14 protein-coding genes and 2 pseudogenes are annotated in these 21443 nt (G+C 66.0%); 10 read left to right on the forward strand and 6 right to left on the reverse strand.

All coding sequences use genetic code 11. From position 1 onward, the window contains the following. Nucleotides 1–15 precede the first annotated feature (15 nt). The 3 genes from mdeB to DIE02_RS15045 all read left to right on the forward strand — a co-directional run bounded on the left by mdeB (nucleotide 16) and on the right by DIE02_RS15045 (nucleotide 3499). Entirely contained in the window at nucleotides 16–2748 is a 2733-nt protein-coding gene (gene mdeB, locus DIE02_RS15035) for an alpha-ketoglutarate dehydrogenase (protein WP_124529284.1), read from the forward strand. Between the two features lie 129 nt (nucleotides 2749–2877). Beyond that, nucleotides 2878–3267 carry a hypothetical protein gene (locus DIE02_RS15040; RefSeq protein ID WP_124529286.1) on the forward strand — a complete coding sequence of 130 codons (390 nt, stop codon included), beginning with the start codon at nucleotides 2878–2880 and terminating at the stop codon, nucleotides 3265–3267. Between the two features lie 28 nt (nucleotides 3268–3295). Then, nucleotides 3296–3499 carry a hypothetical protein gene (locus DIE02_RS15045; RefSeq protein WP_124487056.1) on the forward strand — a complete coding sequence of 68 codons (204 nt, stop codon included), beginning with the start codon at nucleotides 3296–3298 and terminating at the stop codon, nucleotides 3497–3499. Nucleotides 3500–3540: 41 nt separating this feature from the next. Here DIE02_RS15045 and DIE02_RS15050 read toward each other — a convergent pair whose 3' ends face one another. Next, on the reverse strand, nucleotides 3541–4041 hold the full coding sequence (locus DIE02_RS15050; protein ID WP_124487057.1) for an Lrp/AsnC family transcriptional regulator: 501 nt from the start codon (nucleotides 4039–4041) through the stop codon (nucleotides 3541–3543). A 191-nt stretch (nucleotides 4042–4232) separates the two neighbouring features. Here DIE02_RS15050 and DIE02_RS15055 point away from each other — a divergent pair, with 191 nt between their 5' ends. From DIE02_RS15055 to atsR, 4 genes are all read left to right on the forward strand, one after another. Further along, complete coding sequence (locus tag DIE02_RS15055) at nucleotides 4233–5249, forward strand: 1-aminocyclopropane-1-carboxylate deaminase (RefSeq protein ID WP_124529287.1); 1017 nt, start codon at nucleotides 4233–4235, stop codon at nucleotides 5247–5249. Nucleotides 5250–5861: 612 nt separating this feature from the next. Next, nucleotides 5862–6743, forward strand: a complete 882-nt coding sequence (locus tag DIE02_RS15060; RefSeq protein ID WP_124487059.1) for a helix-turn-helix domain-containing protein — start codon at nucleotides 5862–5864, stop codon at nucleotides 6741–6743. A gap of 50 nt (nucleotides 6744–6793) precedes the next feature. Beyond that, nucleotides 6794–7294 (forward strand): molybdopterin-dependent oxidoreductase, encoded by a 501-nt coding sequence (locus DIE02_RS15065; protein WP_124529289.1) that lies wholly within the window; start codon nucleotides 6794–6796, stop codon nucleotides 7292–7294. 9 nt (nucleotides 7295–7303) lie between these two features. Next, on the forward strand, nucleotides 7304–9115 hold the full coding sequence (gene atsR, locus DIE02_RS15070; RefSeq protein WP_124529292.1) for a hybrid sensor histidine kinase/response regulator AtsR: 1812 nt from the start codon (nucleotides 7304–7306) through the stop codon (nucleotides 9113–9115). 58 nt (nucleotides 9116–9173) lie between these two features. Here atsR and DIE02_RS15075 read toward each other — a convergent pair whose 3' ends face one another. Together DIE02_RS15075 and DIE02_RS15080 are read right to left on the reverse strand one after the other, a co-directional pair. Then, nucleotides 9174–9593, reverse strand: coding sequence for a secondary thiamine-phosphate synthase enzyme YjbQ (locus DIE02_RS15075; protein WP_124529294.1), 420 nt, complete (start codon nucleotides 9591–9593; stop codon nucleotides 9174–9176). A gap of 10 nt (nucleotides 9594–9603) precedes the next feature. Beyond that, nucleotides 9604–9930: a thioredoxin family protein gene (locus tag DIE02_RS15080; RefSeq protein ID WP_124487063.1), complete on the reverse strand. Its 327-nt coding sequence runs from the start codon at nucleotides 9928–9930 to the stop codon at nucleotides 9604–9606. 286 nt (nucleotides 9931–10216) lie between these two features. Between DIE02_RS15080 and DIE02_RS15085 the strand changes: the two genes are divergently transcribed. From DIE02_RS15085 to DIE02_RS35990, 3 genes and pseudogenes are all read left to right on the forward strand, one after another. After that, the gene (locus DIE02_RS15085) at nucleotides 10217–10936 is read left to right on the forward strand and encodes a flavin reductase family protein (RefSeq protein ID WP_124529296.1); all 720 of its coding nucleotides are present in this window, start codon (nucleotides 10217–10219) and stop codon (nucleotides 10934–10936) included. Between the two features lie 53 nt (nucleotides 10937–10989). After that, nucleotides 10990–11322, forward strand: a complete 333-nt coding sequence (locus DIE02_RS15090; RefSeq protein WP_124529298.1) for a DUF2322 family protein — start codon at nucleotides 10990–10992, stop codon at nucleotides 11320–11322. 928 nt (nucleotides 11323–12250) lie between these two features. Further along, nucleotides 12251–12985 (forward strand): annotated as a pseudogene (locus DIE02_RS35990) (undecaprenyl-phosphate glucose phosphotransferase); the annotation flags it as partial. Between the two features lie 63 nt (nucleotides 12986–13048). Here DIE02_RS35990 and DIE02_RS15100 read toward each other — a convergent pair. The 3 genes and pseudogenes from DIE02_RS15100 to DIE02_RS15110 form a co-directional block, all read right to left on the reverse strand. Next, nucleotides 13049–15649 (reverse strand): annotated as a pseudogene (locus DIE02_RS15100) (sensor histidine kinase); the annotation flags it as partial. A 583-nt stretch (nucleotides 15650–16232) separates the two neighbouring features. Continuing rightward, nucleotides 16233–19625 carry a filamentous hemagglutinin N-terminal domain-containing protein gene (locus DIE02_RS15105; protein WP_124529406.1) on the reverse strand — a complete coding sequence of 1131 codons (3393 nt, stop codon included), beginning with the start codon at nucleotides 19623–19625 and terminating at the stop codon, nucleotides 16233–16235. A gap of 63 nt (nucleotides 19626–19688) precedes the next feature. Next, the gene (locus DIE02_RS15110; protein ID WP_260434406.1) at nucleotides 19689–21245 is read right to left on the reverse strand and encodes a ShlB/FhaC/HecB family hemolysin secretion/activation protein; all 1557 of its coding nucleotides are present in this window, start codon (nucleotides 21243–21245) and stop codon (nucleotides 19689–19691) included. Nucleotides 21246–21443 lie beyond the last annotated feature (198 nt).

A 21443-nucleotide genomic window follows, 5' to 3' on the forward strand; every position in this document is an offset into this window, starting at 1 on the left:
GCGGGGAGACCTGCGATGACGGACCTGTCGAACGGAATCGACGCCACACGGCGCGCGGGCGCGGCTCACGCCGACGCCGACCCGGAAGAAACCGCCGAATGGCTGGAAGCGCTCGACGCCGTCGTCGCGCACGTCGGCAAGGAACGCGCGCAGTACCTGCTCGGCCGGCTCGCCGCGCATGCGCACACCCGCGGGCTCGCGGCGCCGCGCGGCCCCGTCACGCCGTACCTGAACACGATCGCCGCGCACGAGCAGACGCCGTATCCGGGCGACGCCGAGCTCGAGGAACGGCTGTCCGCCGCGCTGCGCTGGAACGCGCTCGCGATGGTCGTGCGCGCGAACCGGGCATACGGCGAACTCGGCGGCCACATCGCGAGCTACGCGTCGGCGTCGGACCTGTTCGAGGTCGGCTTCAACCACTTCTTCCGCGCGGCGCCGGCCGACGCAGGCCATGAAAGCGGCCCGGGCGGCGACCTCGTGTACTTCCAGCCGCATTCGTCGCCGGGCGTGTATGCGCGCGCCTATCTCGAAGGCTTCCTCACCGAAGATCACCTGAAGCACTACCGCCGTGAAATCGCCGGGCCCGGGCTGTGTTCGTATCCGCATCCGTGGCTGATGCCGGATTTCTGGCAGTTCCCGACCGGCTCGATGGGCATCGGCCCGATCAACGCGATCTACCAGGCGCGCTTCATGCGCTACCTGCAGCATCGCGGGCTCGCGAACACCGCCGGCCGCACCGTGTGGGGCTTCTTCGGCGACGGCGAGATGGACGAGCCCGAATCGCTCGGCGCGCTGTCGCTCGCCGCGCGCGAAGGGCTCGACAACCTCGTGTTCGTGATCAACTGCAACCTGCAGCGGCTCGACGGCCCGGTGCGCGGCAACGGCCGCGTGATCGACGAGCTCGAAGCGCTGTTCGCCGGCGCCGGCTGGAACACGATCAAGGTGCTGTGGGGCTCCGACTGGGATCCGCTGTTCGCGCGCGATCACGCGGGCGCCCTCGCGCGCGCGTTCGCCGACACCGTCGACGGCCAGTTCCAGACCTTCTCCGCGAACGACGGCGCGTACAACCGTGCGCGCTTCTTCAGCGGCGACCCGGCGCTCGAAGCGCTCGCCGCCCAGCTCACCGACGCGGAAATCGACCGCCTGCGCCGCGGCGGCCACGATGCGCGCAAGCTGCACGCCGCGTATGCGCGCGCGCTCGCCCATCGCGGCCAGCCGACCGTGATCCTCGCGAAAACGATGAAGGGTTATGGAATGGGCGCGGCCGGCCAGGGGCGGATGACCACTCACCAGCAGAAGAAGCTCGACGTCGATGACCTGAAGGCGTTCCGCGACCGTTTCCGGTTGCCGCTGTCGGACCACGACGTCGAGCAGTTGAAGTTTTACAAACCAGCGGAAGACAGCCCGGAAATGCGTTACCTGCACGCCCGCCGGGCTGCCCTGGGAGGCTATCTGCCCAGAAGGCGGATGGCGGCATCGAAGGGGCTGACCGTCCCTTCGATGCCGGCCTGGGGTGCGTTCGCGCTGGAGGCGGCCGGCCGCGAGATGTCGACGACGATGGCGCTCGTGCGGATGCTCGCCGCGTTGATCAAGGATCGCGACATCGGTCCGCGCGTCGTGCCGATCGTGGCCGACGAGGCGCGCACGTTCGGCATGGCGAGCCTGTTCCGGCAGGTCGGCATCTACTCGCCGCTCGGACAGCGCTACGAACCGGAGGATCTCGGCTCGATGCTCTACTACCGCGAGGACACGCGCGGCCAGATCCTCGAGGAAGGGATTTCGGAAGCCGGCGCGGTGTCGTCGTGGATCGCCGCCGCGACCGCGTACAGCGTGCACGACCTGCCGATGCTGCCGTTCTACATCTACTACTCGATGTTCGGTTTCCAGCGCATCGGCGACCTGATCTGGGCCGCCGCCGACCAGCGCTCGCGCGGCTTCCTCGTCGGCGCGACGTCCGGGCGCACGACGCTCGGCGGCGAAGGGTTGCAGCATCAGGACGGCAGCAGCCATCTCACGGCGTCGACGATTCCGAACTGCCGCGCGTACGACCCGGCGTTCGCGTACGAAGTCGCAACGATCATCGATGCCGGCATGCGCGAGATGGTCGAACAGCAGCGTGACGTGTTCTATTACGTGACCGTCATGAACGAGAACTATGCGCAGCCGTCGATGCCCGACGACGATCCGGCCGCACGACGCGAAGGCATCCTGAAGGGCATGCATCGGCTGCCGTCCGCAGTGAACGCGACCGCGCGCGTGCAGTTGTTCGGCGCGGGCGCGATTCTCGGCGAGGTGCTCGCCGCGCAGCGGATGCTGAAGGACGACTGGAATATCGATGCAGCCGTGTGGAGCGTCACGAGTTTCAGCGAGTTGCAGCGCGACGGGATGGAAGCCGAACGGCTGTCTCGGCTCGGCGACGGATCGGCATCGTCGTATGTCACGCGGATGCTTGATGGAACGCAGGGCCCGGTAATCGCCGCGACCGATTACGTGCGTGCGGTGCCCGAACTGATCCGCGCGTACGTGCCGCGCCGCTACGTGACGCTCGGCACCGACGGGTTCGGCCGCAGCGACACGCGCGACGCGCTGCGCGCGTTCTTCGAAGTCGATCGCGCGAGCATCGTGCTCGCCGCGCTGAAGGCGCTGGCTGATGACGGGGAACTCGATGCGGCGGCGCTGGATACTGCGCGCGAACGGCTCGGCAAGACGGTGCGGCAGCAGCCGGGCGCGGCGCCGTGGCAACGCTGAGCGCGCCATGTAGCGCCCATTTTCGAGATGGCGGGCGAAGACGAATAGGTAGAATAAGTCCATTCGTCAGGAGAATAGCCCGTGCCAACACCGAGATGTTCGAGCTTTTCCGAAGCGTTTCAAGCAAACATGACCGCGCTGCATATGCCCGTTCCCACAACGCCGTTTGCGACCCTGCAAACCGCGGTGGCGAGTGTCAGCACGATGATGGGCGCGCTCAAGACACTGGGTCCGGATGCGACGGTCGCGGAATTGTTTGGCGCGACCACGAAACTCGAAGTAGCAACCGTCGTTGGGGCGATCCTCGGCAGCGTCTATCTGGGCGCGGTCATTGGTAGCCTGATGGTCGCGACAGATGCTGCATCGGCATGCGGCATCGGCAAACGGGGAACCGACCTGTCCTTGGCGGTTGCGCAATGGGGCGCGCGCCATCGCCTTGCGGTTCATCCATTGATCATGGCGCAAATCCTGCGGCATCCTGAAGTTCTCGCGCCCGGCCGCATAGCTATCTCGGGTTGAAGGCAAACACTGCAATCCGGAGTACACGATGAAGTGGATTGTGGATCATTTGCTCCTCATCGTCACGGCGCTGATTTGCACCGCCGTAGGATGGACCATCATCGCCGCGACCGGCGAATGGTTTCCCACCCTGATGATAGTGATCGCGTTCGCAACGTTGTGGGGCGATAACGCACGACTGCGAAAGCTACTCGAGCAAAACGGCATCGACCCCAGACAGCGCAAGCGATAGGAGTCGAAGCGAAGTGAGTACGCCATCCACATCCCGCTGCACTAAACCGGCAGCGCATGCGTCGACAGAATCTCCTTGAGCACCATGAACGAGCGCACCTGCCGCACGCCGGGCAGGTACAGCAGCTGTTCGGCGTGCAAGCGATTGAAGCTCTCGTTGTCGCGCGTGCGGACCAGCATGAAGTAGTCGAATTCGCCGGTCACCACGTGGCACTCGACGCACCCTGACACCTTCTGCGCGGCCTTCTCGAATTCGGCGAACGCCTCCGGCGTCGAACGATCGAGCACGAAGCCGATCACGACCAGCATCCCGGCACCGAGCGGCTTCGGATCGAGCAACGCGACGATGCCGCGGATCAACCCCATCTCCTTCAGCCGCTCGACGCGCCGCAGGCATGCCGGCGCGCTCAGCTTCACCTTCGCGGCGAGGCTCACGTTCGAGATCGACGCGTCCTGCTGCAGCTGCCGCAGGATCGCGCGGTCGATGCGATCGAGCGCCGGCGCGGCATCGGCGGGGGCGGCGCTGCTGCGATCTAATTTCATTGCGTCTCCGATTGATTCTGCGAACCAAAATTATCTGCCTCTGCTTTTATACATCGATAACGTAGGCGTTCATCATTTATTTCGCAAGCTCATTTCTCGGCGTCCTGCCTATCATCTTTGCATCGGGACACGGCGCACCGGCCGCACGCGACCGATCCGATTTCCTGCCCACCGTCTTTCGGAGACTGTCGATGAACCTGCAACGTTTCCCCCGTTATCCGCTCACGTTCGGCCCGACGCCGATCCAGCCGCTCAAGCGCCTGAGCGCGCATCTCGGCGGCAAGGTCGAGCTGTACGCGAAGCGCGAGGACTGCAACAGCGGCCTCGCGTTCGGCGGCAACAAGACGCGCAAGCTCGAATACCTGATCCCCGACGCGCTTGCGCAAGGCGCCGACACGCTCGTGTCGATCGGCGGCGTGCAGTCGAACCAGACACGCCAGGTCGCGGCCGTCGCCGCGCATCTCGGGATGAAGTGCGTGCTCGTGCAGGAGCACTGGGTCAACTACGAGGATCCGGTGTACGACCGCGTCGGAAACATCCAGCTGTCACGAATGATGGGCGCCGATGTGCGGCTCGTCGCCGACGGTTTCGACATCGGCATTCGCCGCAGCTGGGAAGAAGCGATGGAGAGCGTGCGGCAGGCGGGCGGCAAGCCGTATCCGATTCCGGCCGGGTGTTCCGAGCATCCGCTCGGCGGACTCGGGTTCGTCGGCTTCGCGGAAGAAGTGCGCGAGCAGGAAGCACAGCTTGGCTTCAAGTTCGATTACATCGTGGTCTGCTCGGTCACGGGCAGCACGCAGGCGGGGATGGTCGTCGGCTTCGCGGCCGACGGGCGCGCGGATCGCGTGATCGGCATCGATGCGTCGGCGAAGCCGGAGCAGACGCGCGAACAGATCACGCGCATCGCGCGGCATACGGCCGAACTGGTCGGCCTGGGGCACGATATCGAAGAGAAGGACATCGTGCTCGACACGCGCTATGCCGGGCCGGAATACGGACTGCCGAACGATGGCACGCTGGACGCGATTCGTCTGTGTGCGCGACTGGAAGGCGTGCTGACCGATCCCGTCTATGAAGGGAAATCGATGCACGGAATGATCGACAAGGTGCGGCGCGGGGAATTCGAGCCAGGGTCGAAGGTGCTGTATGCGCACCTTGGCGGGGTACCGGCATTGAGCGCGTATAGCGGGATTTTTCGGGAAGGCTGATCTGGCGACGCAGCAGACCGGCGAGGCTGCGTGAGGTCGGCACTGCCTCGCGGGTGGGCCGCCTCCTGTCGATTCCCACTGGAAAGCCGCCTCGATCCGAGCTGAATCGCGACCGACCGGTACGTGAAGGTCGACGACTGCGTCTGGTCCTTCACGTGGATCCACGACATCGTGCTGCCAATGACGGACGGCCCCTGCGCGCACGCGGCCGACAGCAGCAGCCGCGGCGCCGGCAAACGGCGAACCGTTTCCACTTTCCTCATGTTTTATTTGCGCCGCACTGCTTCGCGCTATCCCGCCCGCGCGGGCGCGTACCCGGCTTGCGCGCGGCGAGGCGAATACAATTCACCCACGCCGACACGCAGTCCAAGGCTCTCTCAGGCTCTCTGTGGCTCTCTTCGAATCGTTCAGTCACGCGCTGGCTGCCGCGTTTCGCCGGGCCGAATGTGTCGACACTGGCCCCCAAACCTGACGCGACAAACAATAGTGACGCGGTGAGCAATAATAATGGAGAAAAATGGCATGTCAAGGTGATTCGCATTTTCAAAGTTTGCGTATTGCGTCACTTTTGAATATGCTCTTCGTCGCTCAAACCCAGGAGACCCCATCGAGATGCCCAATAGCGAGCAGGCCAACGTCGATCTCATCACCGCCACCAAGGTGCACGATCTGCTGACGCGCAACGGCATTCCGCCGCGCAGTCACAACACCACGATCGCGAACGTGCTCGGCCTCAGTTTCTCGGTCGTCACGCGCAAGATGAAAGGCCTGATCCCGTGGAACCTGTCGCAGTTGCAGGACATCGCGACGCACTTCGGCGTGCCGCCCGCGATCCTGCTCGACGACAAGGGCACGCAACCGGCCGCCGCCGAGATGATCGATGCGACGCTCGTGATCGAGTCGCGCCGCTTTCGCTGCCGTGCGGCGATCTCGGCGAAGGCCAGCAGCCAGATCGACACGGATTTCGTCGCGCTGCAGTGGCAGGGAGAATGGATCGTCACCGAACGCCAGCACGCGCGCGAAGGCCGCCTCTATCCGGTCGACGTGATCGAACTGCGCTCGAGCCAGCCGACCGTCTACGCGGCGCGGATCGCGGTGGTCGACGATTCGCAGGACGTCGCCGAAACCGTATGCGAATACTTCCTCGAAAAAGGCGTGAACGCGATTCCGTATTACGACGGCGCGTCGTTCCGCAAGGCGCTGGAGCTCGAGGATTTCGACGCCTACATCCTCGACTGGATGCTCGGCGACGAGACCGCGGCCGAGCTCGTGCGCGGCATCCGGTCGAGCGAAAACGGCGGCGCGCCGATCTTCCTGCTGACCGGCAAGATCTCCACCGGCGAGGCGAGCGAGGACGAAATCGCGCACATCGTGTCGCACTACAACGCGCGCTGCGAGGAGAAGCCGGTGCGCCTGCCGATCCTGTTCGCCGAAGTCGCCCGCGAACTGAAGCTCACGCAGCCGGCGCCGGCCGCGGTCGCCGCCGCGAATTGAGAGCCCCCCCGAAAACCCATCACCACGCGCACACGAACGAAGGGACCGACATGCGAATTTCAACCATCTGGATCAAGAGCCTGCTCACCGCCGGCCTGCTCGGCATCGCCGCCGCGAGCTGGGCCACGTCGTTCACGTTCACCGTCGACGGCAAGATCGGCCGCAGCAACCAGCCCGGCAAGACGGTGTTCGTCTTTACCGAGCAGGCGCTGATGGCGCTGCCGCAGCACACGATCGTCACGTCGACGAGCTGGACGCCGAAGGCGACCTTCACCGGCCCGCGCCTGTCCGACGTGCTGAAGACCGTCGACGCGCACGGCACGCAGATCGAGTTCCGCTGCATCGACGAATACACGTTCACGATCCCCGTGTCCGATGCCGACAAGTACGGCGTGATCCTCGCGCGCACGATGAACGGCAAGGTGCTCGGCAACGACAACTACGGCCCGCTGTGGATCATGTATCCGCGCGACCAGTACCCCGACGAGCTGAAGACGCCGCTCGGCGAAGCCAAGTTCGCGTGGCAGATCATCGGCCTGACCGTGAAGTAAGCGCGCGGCATGATGCGCGGGCGGTGGAAGAACAGAAAAATCATCCTGGTCCTGGGATCGCTGTGGATCCTGGGATTCGCCGCGTGGGCATTCCTGCTGTGGGACCTGCTCGCGACGTCGGTCAACGAGGGTGTGCTCGAGGGGCCGCGCGAAGGCGTGTTCTGGACCGCCGCGCAATACCGGAACGCGTATGCGCGCTTCGACCGGCAACTGATCCTCTACTCGACGCACGTGGACGACGACTTCGACCACGTTCAGATGCAGCTCGACAGCCTGTCGGTGTCGTTCGGGTTCCTGCAGCGGCCGTCCGAAGTGTCCGAATACTGGCTGCGCATCCCGCGCGCGCGTGCCGAAATTGCGGTGCTCGGCGCATTCATGGCGCGCCTGAAGCACGACGTGCCGCTGCTGCGCGATGCGCGGAACGATGCGCCACACGTGATCGACGACGTCAACGCGTACTGGCCGAAGGTCAACGGCCTCGCGAACTACTTCCGCGCGATCGAGATGGCGCAGCGCGACTTCACGTTCCATCAGCTGAAGGAAAAGCAGCGGGCGATCCTGTCGCTCGGCATCATCCTCGGCGTGATCCTGTGCGCGCTGTTCCTGCTGCTGTTCTATACGATGCGCACGCGCGAAGACCTGCTCGAACGACAGGACGCGGCGCTCGATGCGGAGCGCAAGGCATCGGATCGCGCCTTCGAGATGATCGAGGCGAAGAACGCGTTCCTCGGGATGGTCAGCCATGAACTGCGCACCCCGCTGCAGGCGATCTGCGGATCGATCGAGATCCTGCTCGCGCGGCCGCAATCCGACGCGAACCTGAAGACGATCCGGCGGCTGCAAAATTCCGCGTCGTCGCTCGAAGCGCTGGTCAAGGATCTGACCGACTACATCAAGCTGCGCTCGACCAAGCGCCTCGCCGAAACCGAAACGGTCGACATGGCGTCGCTGCTCGCCGAGGTGCTCGATCCGCTGCGCGAGAAGATCGCGGCCAAGCGGATCGCCGTCGCACAGCGCGTCGAGCCTCGCGACCTCGCGATCCGCTCCGATCGCAAGCTGTTGCGTCAGGTGTTGTCGAACCTGATCGAGAATTCGGTGAAGTACACGGTCGACGGATCGATCGACGTGTCGATCGCGCTCGTCGACGCGCCGGCCGGGCGGCAACTGAAACTCGTCGTGCGGGACACGGGCGCCGGCATCGCGAAGCAGCACCTGTCGAAGATCTTCGAGCCGTTCTACCGCGCGAACGACGCGGTCGGCCTGCATGTGGACGGCATCGGGATGGGGCTCGCCGTCGTGCGCGAGATCGTGACGACGCTGCGCGGCCACGTGGACGTGCGCAGCGTCGTCGGCGAGGGCAGCGAGTTCGTCGTGACGCTGCCTGCCGAGGTGCCGGATGCCGGCGAAACGGCCGGCGACGCGCCGGCGTGGCCGGCCGCCGCCGCGCACCGCAACCGCCGCGCGCTCGTGGTCGACGACAACGACAACGCGCGCGAAACGCTCGGCGCGATGCTGTCGGCGCTCGGCCTCGACGCCGATCTGTGCGGCACCGGCCAGGAAGGCGTCGCCCGTTTCGGCGACACGCATTACGACCTCGTCGTGCTCGATCTCGAGTTGCCCGACCTGAGCGGCTTCGAAGTCGCGCACCGCATCCGGATGGTCGCGCAACCGGACGACGACGGAAAGTTTCCGTCCATTGTCGGTGTCAGCGCATATGAATCGGCCGCGCTGCGCGAGAACCAGCGGGTGTTCGACGAATTCCTGCCGAAGCCTGTTCACCTGCGCGAACTTGGCGCGCTCGTCGAGAAGCTGCTCGGCTGAGCGTGGCCGCGACGCGTGACGGGCGGACCCTCTGACCGCCCGTGGCGCGGTTCCGCGCCTACTCGCTGATCAGATGCAGCACGATATCGCGACGATGCGGGGCGCGACGATGCTCGAACAGATAGATGCCCTGCCAGGTGCCGAGCACCATGCGACCGTGCTCGACCGGAATCGACAGCTGCACCTGCGTGAGTGCCGTACGCAAATGGGCGGGCATGTCGTCGGCGCCTTCGGTGTCGTGCTCGTAACGCGTGTCGTCCTCGGGCGCGAGCGTCGCGAAGTAGCGTTCGAGATCGCGCTGCACGGACGGATCCGCGTTCTCCTGGATCAGCAGCGAGGCGGACGTATGGCGGCAGAACACGGTGAGCAGGCCCGTGCGGATCGACTGCTGGTCGACGAACGCGCGCACCTGCGGCGTGAATTCGACGAGGCCGCTGCCGCGCGTGTCGACGGCGATGTGCGTGATGGCCTGTTGCATGGCGATGCCTTCAGGCCAGCGCGGCGAAGCCGTCGGCTTCGATCTGCCGTGCATCGGCGGGGCGCACGACGCGTGCGACCTCGACGCCGTCGCGCAGGAACACCAGGGTCGGCCACAGCTTCACGCGGAACGAACGGCCGAGCGGGCGGCCCGGGCCGTCCTCGATCTTCAGGTGGCGCACGGCGGGGTGCGCCGCGAACGACGCCACGATCGCAGGTTGCGCGCCCGCGCAGATCCCGCACCAGTTCGCGCCGAATTCGATGACGGTCGCGCCGGCGAGTGCGTCGACTTCCGCGCGCGTGGGCGCTTCTTCGGAATAGCGTTGCGGGGTGTGCATCGGCGCCCTCATGTGCAATTCTGAAACGTGATCGCGCCGGGTCGGCGGGTGCGATCGGCGATGTCCTACTGTAGCGGAAAAGCCGGCGGGATGCCGGCGCGCGGATGCTGAAACCGGCCGTCGCAACGGCCGAAGCCTTCCGCCCGCCGCCTGCGCATGACGCGCAATTCCCGTTCCTCCATCGCGCCGCCGCCCCTGCTGATGACACGACAAGAATCGGAGCGCCGCGCGGCCGCGACGGGATCAGCATGCGGACTGACCCCTCAACGAAACGAAGGCCTCGACCATGAACGCTCCGCATCGCGTCACCGAACCGAACATCCTCTATTTCGGCACGCCCGTCGTGCTGATCAGCACGCTGAACGAGGACGGCACAGCAAATCTTGCGCCGATCTCGTCCGCGTTCTGGCTCGGCTGGCGCGGCGTGATCGGCATCGCCGCCAGCTCGCAGACCACCCGCAACCTGCTGCACACCGGCGAATGCGTGCTGAACCTGCCGTCGCCGGCGCAGGCGCACGCGGTCGACCGGATCGCGCGCACGACAGGCACCTGTCCGGTGCCCGACGGGAAACGGGCCAAGGGTTATGTTTACGAACCCGACAAGTTCGGCACGGCCGGGCTTACCGAGGCGGCATCGCAAACCGTGTCGCCGCCGCGCGCGCTCGAATGCCCGGTTCACCTGGAAGCGGTCGTCGCGGCCGCGCACGGCCTCGCAGACGAAACACCCGACCTGCGCGGCAAGATCACGCTGTTCGAGCTGCGCATCCAGCGCGTGCACGTGCATCCCGACCTGCTGATGGACGGCCATCCGGACCGCATCGATCCCGACAAATGGTCGCCGCTGATCATGAGCTTCCAGAAGTTCTATGGACTCGCGCCGCATCAGGTACACGCGTCGCGGCTCGCCGAGATTCCCGAGCGCGCGTATCGCAGCCCCGACATCGAGCGCTCGCGCGACGCGGCCGCGCCGGCCGCGCCGGCCGGTACGCCACAGCCGATCGGATAAGATACGGCCGGCCACCCTCATTGGCCCATGACCGAACCGACGGAGTGTTTTCAGTGATTCAAGCTACCCCAGTATTCAAGGACAACCTCGCGCAATTGCCGGCCATCGACGGCATCGCACGCATCGATCTCGTCGGCGCGAACGGCGACGTGGTCGCCACCATCGAGAACCAGCCCGGCAAACAGGGTTCGCTCGCTGTGTACCACTACCTGAAGCAGGCGTTCGGCACGCTTGACGCGAAGGCTGCCGAGCATGGCCTGGCCGTGTTCGCCGAGCACACCGCCGATGCGCGCAACCGCCCCGGCGCACACCCGAACGTCGATCGCCTGCTCGGGATCGCCGCCGGCGGCGACGCGCTGCGCATCGACGTCGTCGCGAAGGGCTGAGCGACAGACGGGGCAATGATGCCGCGCCTCGATGCGCGGCACGCACATGCATCTCGCCAATGAGCGCGGGTGTATGCAGGATCGCCGTCCCGCCCGCACCGGCCGGGACACCCGTGCCCGCGTTCAACGCGATCGATGACGGCCTCGCCCCCCGTCATTTTCACGATTTGCTGTCCTGATTCAAACCCTCCTCCGCGAAAATCGCCGGCCATCTCGACGGCAAATCACGTCGTCCGTCATTCGAAGACGCCGAAGCGCTCGCGACACATCCCCCCGCCCGTCAAGCATGTAGGCCCATCGCGGCACCGCATATCGTCCATGCATCGACCATGCCGTCGTGCTCGAGCAAACATGGCATCGACAACCCCTGCGATCGATGCCCGGTCGTTCGCAACACACGCATCGCGAAAACTCCCTCGCATCGCATTAGTACGTGTATCAATTGATGACGACCGCGTTTAATACTCGTCCCATTTAAATCGCATCCCAGGTTACCCAAAATTGCCATGGGTTGAGTCGAATCCAACGCATCGCCCTCCCCGGCACGGACCCGTCCGTATCAAGAATCCGGCCAATGCGATGCACGCGATCGACCTCTAAGGCAGGCAGCGTCCCTTCCCCTCGTCAACCACTCCCGTGAAACGGAAGCAACGGCACCGCCCGGATTTATCCCGGCGCGGTACGGCTCGTTGCGTCCTGCGCGAGGCGACGGACGCCGCATCGAATACATCGGTAGCGAAGGTATATGCATACGGCACTCGAACAGCAACGCGCCGCCGCTCCGTCGGCGATCCATGGGTTCCTCACGCGCATCGTCGACATCACGCTGATCGCGCTCGGCGCCGCGGCGGCAGCCTGGTTTTCTCCCCGCGACGGCATCGATCCGTCCGACAACGTGGCGATCGTCGCGAGCACGGCGGTGTTCGCGATGATCCTGTTCCCGGCGTTCGGCGTGGCGCGCATACCGCGCGATCGCGCGACCGGTCGCATCGTATTCCTTACCGTCTCGGCATGGCTGCTCGCGCTCGCCGGCTCGGCAATCGTCATGTTCGCGATGCGCGGCGCGTTGCCGGTGCCGCCGAGCGGATTCCTGCTCTGGGCGGCGGCAAGCGGCATCGCACTCGTCGCGTTTCGGCTCGCCGTATGCGCGACACTCGAACGGATCGTCCACGTGGGCGAACGCATCAGGCCAGTCGCGATCGTCGGCGGCGGTGCACATTGCGTCGCCGTGCTCGAACGGATCGCGCAATCGCCGTCGGCGCGCTATCGCGCGGCAGCCGTGCTCGATCCGGACCGCTCCGCACAACCCGGCGCGAACGGCATCGAAGCCTTTTCCACGCTCGACGCGTTCGCCGCGCACGTGCGGGCGCATGCGATTCCGGAAGTCTGGATCGCGCTGCCGATCACTGAAACCAGCGCCATCGTTCGCGTGCTCGATACATTCCGGCACGACCTCGTCGACGTCCGCCTCGTACCCGACGTCAGCCAGCTCGCGATGTTCGACGGCGCGATGGTCGATCTGGTGGGTGCGCCGGCGATCAACCTGGTCGCCTCTCCGCTGTCGCCCCGCGCGCTGCTTCAGAAAGCGATTTTCGATCGGTTGTTTGCGGCGGCGGTGCTGGTCGGCACGGCGCCGCTGCTGCTCGCGATCGCGCTGGCCGTCCGGCTGTCTTCGCCCGGCCCCGTGCTGTTCCGCCAGTTGCGCAAGGGCGCGAACGGCAACGGGAGAATCATCATGCCAAGGGTCGTCGCCCGATCCGGTATCGATCGTGCCTTTGTCGCCCGTTGCGGCGCCGAGCGCCAACGCGGCGCGCAAGCCGCGGAGCGAATAGCTCGATATGCGTACCGTGCCGCCGGCGCGATAAGGTTCGAGCGGGCCGTCGGGTATCGCCAGTATCAGCGGCGCGCAATCGCCCAGGCTGGCCAGATCCTCGTACGACCAGGCGTCGGAATCGCCGAACAGCACGACCGCGCCGTGTCGTGCAATGCCGGCCGGCAGACTCGACGGGCTGTCGTACACGCTGACGTCGAACCCCCATGCGCGCAGATGCGGCAACGCGAAATCACGCCATCCGGGATGGGCGGCGATCAGCGTCAGCTCTTGTCGGTGAGCCGTGCGCGGCCGATCGAGTGCGACGACGCCAACGCCGAGCGGCAGATGCACCGTGAAACGGCTGCCGACGCCCGGTTCGCTCGCCACTTCGATGCGGCCGCCCATCGCGGCGACAAGCCTGTCGCACAACGCAAGCCCGAGCCCCGTGCCGCCGTAACGCCGCGTGATCGACGTGTCGACCTGCGAGAATGCGTTGAACAGCTTGCGGCGATGTTCAGCGGCGATGCCGATACCGGTATCCTCGACCTCGACCGACAGTTCCGGCGTATCGTGCCCTTCGGCAACGACCGCGACGCGCACGGTTACGCGGCCTGCATCGGTAAACTTGAGCGCGTTGCTCAGCAGGTTGCGGAGCACTTGCGCGAACCGGGTCGGATCGCCGCGCATCCGTTGCGTGCTGCTCGCGTGGATCTCGCAGAACAACTGCACCCGTTTCGCCTTCGCGATCGTCGCGAACGCGTTCAACTCGCGCTCGACCGTCGCGATCACGTCGAACTCGATCGATTCGACCGACATCGCACCGGCCTCGATCTTCGAGAAATCGAGAATGTCGCTGACGAGCGCAAGCAGGCTCGTCGCCGAGGTGCGCAACGTATGAACGCGATCATGCTGGGTCGCGTCGAGCGCCGAGCGCTCGAGCAGTTCGAGGTTGCCGAGAATCACGTTCAGCGGCGTACGGATCTCGTGGCTCATCGCCGCGAGAAACGACGATTTCGCCGCGTTGGCGGAATCGGCCGCGCGCACGGCCTCTTCCAGTTGCTGCACGAGTTGCCGCTTGGCGGTCATGTCCGCGACCGCGGCAATCAGCACGTCCGTGTCCTGATAGCGTGCGCCGCACGCAATGAATTCGAGGTGCAGATGCGCGGCTTCCACGCCGCCCAGCATCAGGTCGTCGTGCAGCACGCCGCCTGCATCGCCGTGCGCCTGCCATGCATCTGCCACTTGGCTCGACAGCGCGTGATAGTCACCGCCGATGCGCGCGACCATGTCGGTCAGCGCAGGGCTCACGAGCATGAAGCGCCCGTCGTCGCGCGCGATCAGCCCGAGCCCGATCGGCGCCATCTCGATCACGCTGCGGCACAGTGCTTCGCTGTCGAACACGCGCTGCGAGCGCGCGTAGAGCGGTACGAATTCGCGCCGATGAAAGCGCAGCAGCAGGCCCCACATGACCACCAGTGCGAGCAGCGTCGCGACGCCGAGCGTGCCGGCCGGACGCGCGACGCCGGCCGCGATGTCGGTCCACGACAGCGCATAGGCAAGTGTCCAGCCCGTCGATTCCAGCTTGCCGTGAAACAACAGGAAACCGTCGCGGAACACGGGCGCGCCCGGCGACGACGCATCGCTCCACCGCGGATTCAGCTTCGACAGGCTTTCCATGCGACCGGTATCGCGCACCGACGGATCGATCGTGACAAGCCGGCCATCGGCCGTCTTGACATAGAACGTGCCTTCCGGGCGATAGTCGGCCAGCCATGAAAGCAGGTACTCGGGCGGATATTCGGTGACGAGCACGGCGAACGGCGTGCCGTTGTCGCGCGCCTCGGCAGCAATCCGGATGCGTGACTGGCCCGACACGGGATCGATAAACGGCTCCAGCCAGCGCACATGCGGACGCTTGTCGGCGATGTCCGAATACGGATGCTCGAAATCGACGCGCAGCGCATCCAGCACACTTGCGCGGCTTTCCGGCGAAACCAGCGCCGGATCGTCGCGGTCCCGGTGGGGAATCAGCGCGAACACACCCGTGCGCGTACTGTAGTGGTAGCCCTCGAGCGTGCGCCCGCGATTGATCGAACTGGCTGCGCAGATGCGCGACAGCAGCATCGACAGCGACAGATAGCGCGCGACTTCGGCCCGGTTGCCGGTTTGCGCCGGCACACCGACGATGAGCGACGGATACGGCCGGGTCTCGATGCGTTGGTCATCGATGAAGAATCCGTCGACGATCGCCGCCGGCGCATCGCTGGCCTCCTGCCAGATCAGTTGCGCGTTCGCGACGCCGTTACGGAACGACGTTTCGCTTACCTGGATTTCGTTGAGCGTCTGCTCCAGGCCGTTCAGGTAGTTGCGCCGCGCCCCTTCGACATAGCCCGAGACGATCGACACCATCCCGAGACCGCAGGCGATCAGGACAAGGATGGTAACGACGATTCCGCCGCCGAACACCGAAATGCTCTGATAGCGACGAAGGGATTGAAGGGGGCTCGGCGACATGACGCACGGCGACGATCGCGAACGCGGCCGGAACGAGGTCGCGCCGGCACCCGTGATCGTCTCGGAAAACACCTGAAAAGAAGGGATTTCCGATCATGCCAAAGGCTCGCAGGGGCGTCCTCATCGCGTGAACCATTTCGTACATGTTGGGTCGCCCGACATCACATTTTCGGACTTGACCGAAATTTGATGCGACAAATCCGAGTCGTTTTTGAATGGCATCGATCGATGCGTTCGGCGGATCGACGGTTCGGACGATGCATTTTCAGGACGTTGGCTTGGGGAGAGGGTCCCGTTCGTGCCGCCGTCCTGCTGCGCGTTGACAGAGCGAATACGAACCGTTCCGACGATTGTCCGGCCGAGTCGGCAGAAGAGGGGAGGTTTCGCGGATCGGCGTGAAGCCTCATGAAAAGCTTCGCTTCGACGAAGGCCGAGCCGGCGATGGTGCACGAGACACCATCGCCGTTCGGCCGGCCCATCCGGCACACATGCCGAACGGGCCTCGGATCGACGTCGCGACAACACGACGTGCCCGGGAAGCGGATGTCGCTGCAACGACCGCCGCCTCCCTACGCGAGACCGATCAGTTCCGGATGGTGCCGAAATTGATACCCGCGAGCGGCACCTTGGCTGCGCCTCCGTTCACGCCATTGCCGCGCATCTGGCCGCCGTTGACACCGGCCAGCCCGCCGTAGAACTGGGTGTAGCCGGCCTTGTAGTCAACACTGCTTCCCGAGTTCGAATTATCGACGGAGCCGAAGTTTGCGCCTGTCAGGCCGCCCAGCCACGCATTCTGCCCGCCGGACACCCGCCCCGTGGACGACCCCGACGCGATCTTGCCGTCGTTTTTCCCGACGAGACCGCCGACCACACTGCGATCGCCGCCCTTCGCCGAACCGGATGCGCTGGATGCATTGATCGACGCGCCCATGTAGTTATGGCCGACCAGGCCGCCGACGTAGCTGTCGTCGCCCGCGACGACGTCACCCGACGCGCTCGACGCCTGCACCTCGCCTTCGTTGCGCCCGATCAGGCCGCCTGCGATGCCCGACCCGGCAATGTCGACGTCCCCGCGCGCGCTGGAACTCATCACCCGGCCGGTATTCCAGCCGACGAGCCCGCCTGCGACGCCGTTCTCGCCGGTCGATACGCTGCCGGCCGCCGACGAAGCATTCACGCTGCCGATGTTGGCGCCGACCAGGCCACCCGCCAAGCTCAGCTTGCCGACCTTGACCTTGCCATCGGCCGACGAACCGTCGATCTTGCCGTCGTTCCAGCCGACGAGACCACCGGCCTTCACGTTGTTGCGACCTTTCACCGTACCGTGCGCATTCGATGCGACCACCGTGCCCGTGCTGCGGTTGCGGCCGACGAGGCCGCCCAGTTGGCTGTCGTCGCCGGTCGAGACGTCGCTGTTCGCGGTGGACGACTTGATCGAGCCCGCGTTATCCCCGACGAGACCGCCCGCCACCGCGCCATTGCCGGCCTGAACGCTGCCGCTGGCCCTCGAAGCCAGTATCGTCGCACGGTTGACGCCGACGAGACCGCCAACCACGCTCGACGCACCGGCAACGACCTTGCCGCCCGCCGTCGACGAATCGATCTTGCCGTCGTTTTCCCCGACCAGGCCACCCGCCTTGGCGTTGTCACCCACGGTGACGTCGCCGGTCGCGTCGGATGCCTCGATCGACGCGCGGTTGTAGCCGACGAGGCCGCCCGCCGTCGCATCATGGCCGGCACGCACGCTCGCAGACGACGAAGCAGCCCTGATTGCCCCGCTGTCGTTGTAGCCGGCGACGCCGCCGACGCGTGCGCCGCGGGCCAGGGCGGTAACGGTGCCTGCTACCTTCACCGCCGAGATGTTGCCCCGGTTGATACCGACCAGGCCGCCCGTCACGCCTGCCGACTCGCTGCTGACCTGTACGTCGACCTGGCTGTTGCTGATGCTCGCCTCCCCGATATACGGCCAGATGACGGTGAGGTTTTCGCCAGCCAGACCGCCGACGGCCAGCGCATCCTTGTCACCCTGGACACGGCCGGAAACGAATGCACGATCGATCTTTCCGCTCAGGTTGCTGCCGACCAGACCGCCGACAATCGCGCGGCCGCTGCCGCTGACCAGGACGTCCTTCGCCTTCACGTTCGTGATGACGCCCCCCATGTTGTAGCCGGTCAATGCGCCGACGATGGCAGGCCTGCCGTCGACCGGTGCGGATGCCCGCACCTTGAATTTGTCGAGCGTGAGGTTGGCGATACGGCCCGAATTGCCCGCGAACAACCCGACGAGCGCCGCGCCCGGGTTCGAGACCGACAGGTCGCGAACGGTATTGCCCAGACCGTCGAACACACCGCTGAACCCGTACTTGTCGCCGCCGAGGCTGCGGAACTGCGCACCCTTGCCGTCGATCAGATTGCCCAGCACGTAGCGGCCGTCCATGTTGCTTTCGACATCGCGCAGCCCCGCGAGATCGTGAATCACCCGATACGCTTCGCCGTTCGCCGAGAACGACGCATTGCGCCCCGACAGCGTGACCACCGCGTCGTCGTTCGTCAGCGTGTGGCCGCTGCCCGAGTTCAGCTCGAGGTGCGCGTTTTCGCCCGTCAATGTCAGCTTGTCCGCGAGTCGAATCTCACGCGCCGCGTTCAACGTCACGCCCGCGTTCGCGCCGCTCGCGTTCAGTGCGCGGTTCAGGTTGACGTTGCCCTGGCGCGACGTCAGCGCCAGCGTGTTGTCGCTCGCCCACGTCACCGCGTCGCCCACCGTCAGGTCCCCCGACGTGTTGGTCAGCGCCACGTTCGTCGTGCCCAGGTTGCGCGACAGCGTTTCGCCGTCGATCGCGGCGTCGGCGTTGCCGTTGCCGCTATTGCCATTGATCCCGCCTCCAATGACGAGACCGCGCTTGGTGGCCGAGCCGACTCCCGCGTTGGCCGCCTCGATCGTCCACAGGCCCGCCTTGCCCGACGCCGCGCGCGTATCCACCTGCACGTCGCGCGACACCGTCACCCGCTCGCCGCGCGTCGTCACCGTGCCGCCCGCCGTCGATGCGTCCTGCGCGCTTGCATCCAGCTTGCCCGCCACTTGCACCTGACCGCCGTCCAGCGTGATCTTCCCGGCGTGATTGCTCAACCCCTTCGCCTCGATCGTCCCGCTGTTCTTCACCACCGAGCCCAGCAGATCGCCTGCCGCGCGCGCCGTCATCAACACTTCACCGCCGTCCGCCTTCAGCAGCCCGCCGTTCTCGGCCTGCGCGTCCACCGCACCGCTTTCCACCTGCAGGTTCAGCAGCCCGTTACCGTCGAAGTTCACGTTGAACGCATTGCCCGCGCCCAGCGCCACGCGACCCATCTGCGCGCGGATCACGCCCGTGTTCGACACTCGCGCGCCCAGCAGCGCAACGCTGCCGCCATCCGCCGCCGTGATCGTCCCCGCGTTCTGCACCGACTGGCCAGACGTGCCCGCGAACCGGTAGCGGCCCGCCAGGAAATCCGCGTCCGACAGGTTCTGCGTCGACGCCACCAGCCCGCCCACGTTCACCTGCGCGCCCGCGCCGAACAGCACCCCGTTCGGGTTCACCAGGAACACGCGACCGTTCGCGTCCAGCTGGCCGTGAATCTGGCTGCCGTTCGCACCGATCACCCGGTTCAGCGCGATCGACTGGTTCGTCGGCTGCTTGAACGACACACGCTCGCCGCTGTCCACGCTGAAGTCCTGCCAGTTCGTGATCAGCTTGTCCGTGTGCTGGTTGATCGACATCGTCTTGTTGTCCGCCGACGTCGCGATGTCCGCCTGGCCGGACTTGATGTCGGCGCCCGTCGGCAACGCGTACGCACCCGACGCCACCAGCCCCAGCAGCGACACGCCCGCCGCGAGCAGACGCTTGCCGCCGCTCGACTTGCCGCGACGGCGCGCCGTTTCCCCGACCGCGCACCAGCCACCCTGCGCTTCGTTCCATACCAATGAATAGGCCCTGTTCATTTTGGTATCCTCTTTAATTTGTTGTGGAAGCCCCGCCTTGCCAGACGGACCGATCACGCCTGCTCAGAAATACTGAGCGGCCTGAACCCATACGCTCGGCGCGGGGGTCGGCGAACCGAACGCCGCGCCGAGCGGCCACGCGGCCGTCAGCGTCACCTGGCGCTTCGCGCCGTACCAGCTCGCGCCAATGCCACCGGCCTGCATGTTCTGCATGTTTCGTTCGTGCGTCCACGGGTGCTTGTTGTCCTGCACGCGCCCGGCATCGACGAATGTGCTGACCTGCCACCCCGGCGCGACGAGATAACGCAACTCCGCGCTGGCCTGCCAGCCCTGGTCGCCGCTGCCGGCACCGAGCGCATACGCGCGCACGCCGTACGGGCCGCCAAGACTGAACTTCTCCGATTCATCGAGGTTGCGCGATGCAAGCTGCGCGCTGAATTGCGTGTACAACTCGAACCGGCGCCCCAGCGCCTGCACACGCAGCGCGCTCACATTCAGCTTGGCAAAACTTCCGATCGACTTCTTCCACGTATCCGCCCCGAACGGATCGTTGTTGCGCAGCCGTCCGATGCCGAACATCACCGAGAACCCGTTGCGGCCGCCGCCCAGCAAGCCGTCCTGACTATTGCCGCTGACGCCGAAGGTCCACAGGCCGACGTTCTTGTCGCGCCGGACGTCGAATATGCCGTAGTCGTCGCGCAGGTTCTTGTTTTCGTACTGGATCTGCGCGGTGACGCTCAGGTTGCGCGCGCGCACGAGCGGCTGCGTCACGTACGCGGTTTGTACGCTCGCGCGGCCTTGAGATTCGAGATCGGAAAAAGCGCCGCCGAGCCGGTAGCGCAGCGACGAATACGCGACGCCGACCCGCGTCGACGCGGGCCCGACCGGTACCTGGTAAGCGGCACGGTAGTAGCGCTGCAACCCGTTGCTGAGGAGCCCACGCACGCTCAGGCGATCCCCGAGCCGCAGCGGTGAATTGACGTCGACACTGGCGCCGAGACGGTAGCGCCCGAGCGCTACGTCGCCGAAGTTGTCGAATTCGAGCGATCCGGACGCGAGCGGCCCTTTGTCGGCGTCGACGACGAGATCGGTGGTGCCGGGCATTTCGCCCGGACGCAACGTGCCGCGCGCACTGACGCCGGCCAGGTCGTCGAGCAGCAACAGGCGGCGCTCGAGATCGGGCCCGCGTACGACATCGCCCGGACGCAGCGCCGAGAGCGGCTGGCGCAGCGCGACGCCGAACACGCGCGAATGGTTCTGGATCTTGATTTCGCCGTAGCGCCCTTCGGCGATCTCGATACGCACGACGCCGTCGTCGATGTCCTGGCGAGGCAGGTATGCACGTGCAAGCACGTAGCCATGGCGGCGATAGTACGCGGTGATGCGCCCCGCAGCGCGTTGCAGTTCCGCGAAACTCAACGTGCCGCCAGCCAGATCGGCGACGAGCGGCAGCAGTTTGTCGCTGGCGAACACGGTATTGCCGTCGAGCGCGAACGCGCGAACGAACACGCGCGGCCCGGACTCCGGCGCGCTCTCGGCGGCCTCTTGAGACGGCGGTACCGTCAGCTCGGGCGTGGTTTCCGCCGGCAGATCCGGACGCGGCGCCTCGATGTCGCGCATCGCGCGACCCGCGTCCGGGACTTGCGCGTGTGCCGACCCGAACAGGCCCGCAGCACCGCCGCAGATCAGGGCAACGCACAATGCGTGACGGGCCCTCGGCGCCACGCTTGCTCCACGCGACACGACATACAAACAGGCGCCGGGTGACCGCGTCGCCTCAACGTTACCGATTTCGACGCGACGACGGTCGACGACTTG

It is taken from the genome of Burkholderia sp. Bp8991, assembly GCF_003853795.1.
Classification (GTDB): domain Bacteria; phylum Pseudomonadota; class Gammaproteobacteria; order Burkholderiales; family Burkholderiaceae; genus Burkholderia.

Coding starts and splice junctions, on each gene's coding strand:
- DIE02_RS15065 (WP_124529289.1), top strand. CDS start 6,794: ATGCGAATTTCAACCATCTGGATCAAGAGCCTGCTCACCGCCGGCCTG.
- DIE02_RS15110 (WP_260434406.1), bottom strand. CDS start 21,245: ATGCGCGACATCGAGGCGCCGCGTCCGGATCTGCCGGCGGAAACCACG.
- mdeB (WP_124529284.1), top strand. CDS start 16: ATGACGGACCTGTCGAACGGAATCGACGCCACACGGCGCGCGGGCGCG.
- DIE02_RS15040 (WP_124529286.1), top strand. CDS start 2,878: ATGACCGCGCTGCATATGCCCGTTCCCACAACGCCGTTTGCGACCCTG.
- DIE02_RS15080 (WP_124487063.1), bottom strand. CDS start 9,930: ATGCACACCCCGCAACGCTATTCCGAAGAAGCGCCCACGCGCGCGGAA.
- DIE02_RS15060 (WP_124487059.1), top strand. CDS start 5,862: ATGCCCAATAGCGAGCAGGCCAACGTCGATCTCATCACCGCCACCAAG.
- DIE02_RS15075 (WP_124529294.1), bottom strand. CDS start 9,593: ATGCAACAGGCCATCACGCACATCGCCGTCGACACGCGCGGCAGCGGC.
- DIE02_RS15055 (WP_124529287.1), top strand. CDS start 4,233: ATGAACCTGCAACGTTTCCCCCGTTATCCGCTCACGTTCGGCCCGACG.
- DIE02_RS15105 (WP_124529406.1), bottom strand. CDS start 19,625: ATGAACAGGGCCTATTCATTGGTATGGAACGAAGCGCAGGGTGGCTGG.
- atsR (WP_124529292.1), top strand. CDS start 7,304: ATGATGCGCGGGCGGTGGAAGAACAGAAAAATCATCCTGGTCCTGGGA.
- DIE02_RS15085 (WP_124529296.1), top strand. CDS start 10,217: ATGAACGCTCCGCATCGCGTCACCGAACCGAACATCCTCTATTTCGGC.
- DIE02_RS15045 (WP_124487056.1), top strand. CDS start 3,296: ATGAAGTGGATTGTGGATCATTTGCTCCTCATCGTCACGGCGCTGATT.
- DIE02_RS15050 (WP_124487057.1), bottom strand. CDS start 4,041: ATGAAATTAGATCGCAGCAGCGCCGCCCCCGCCGATGCCGCGCCGGCG.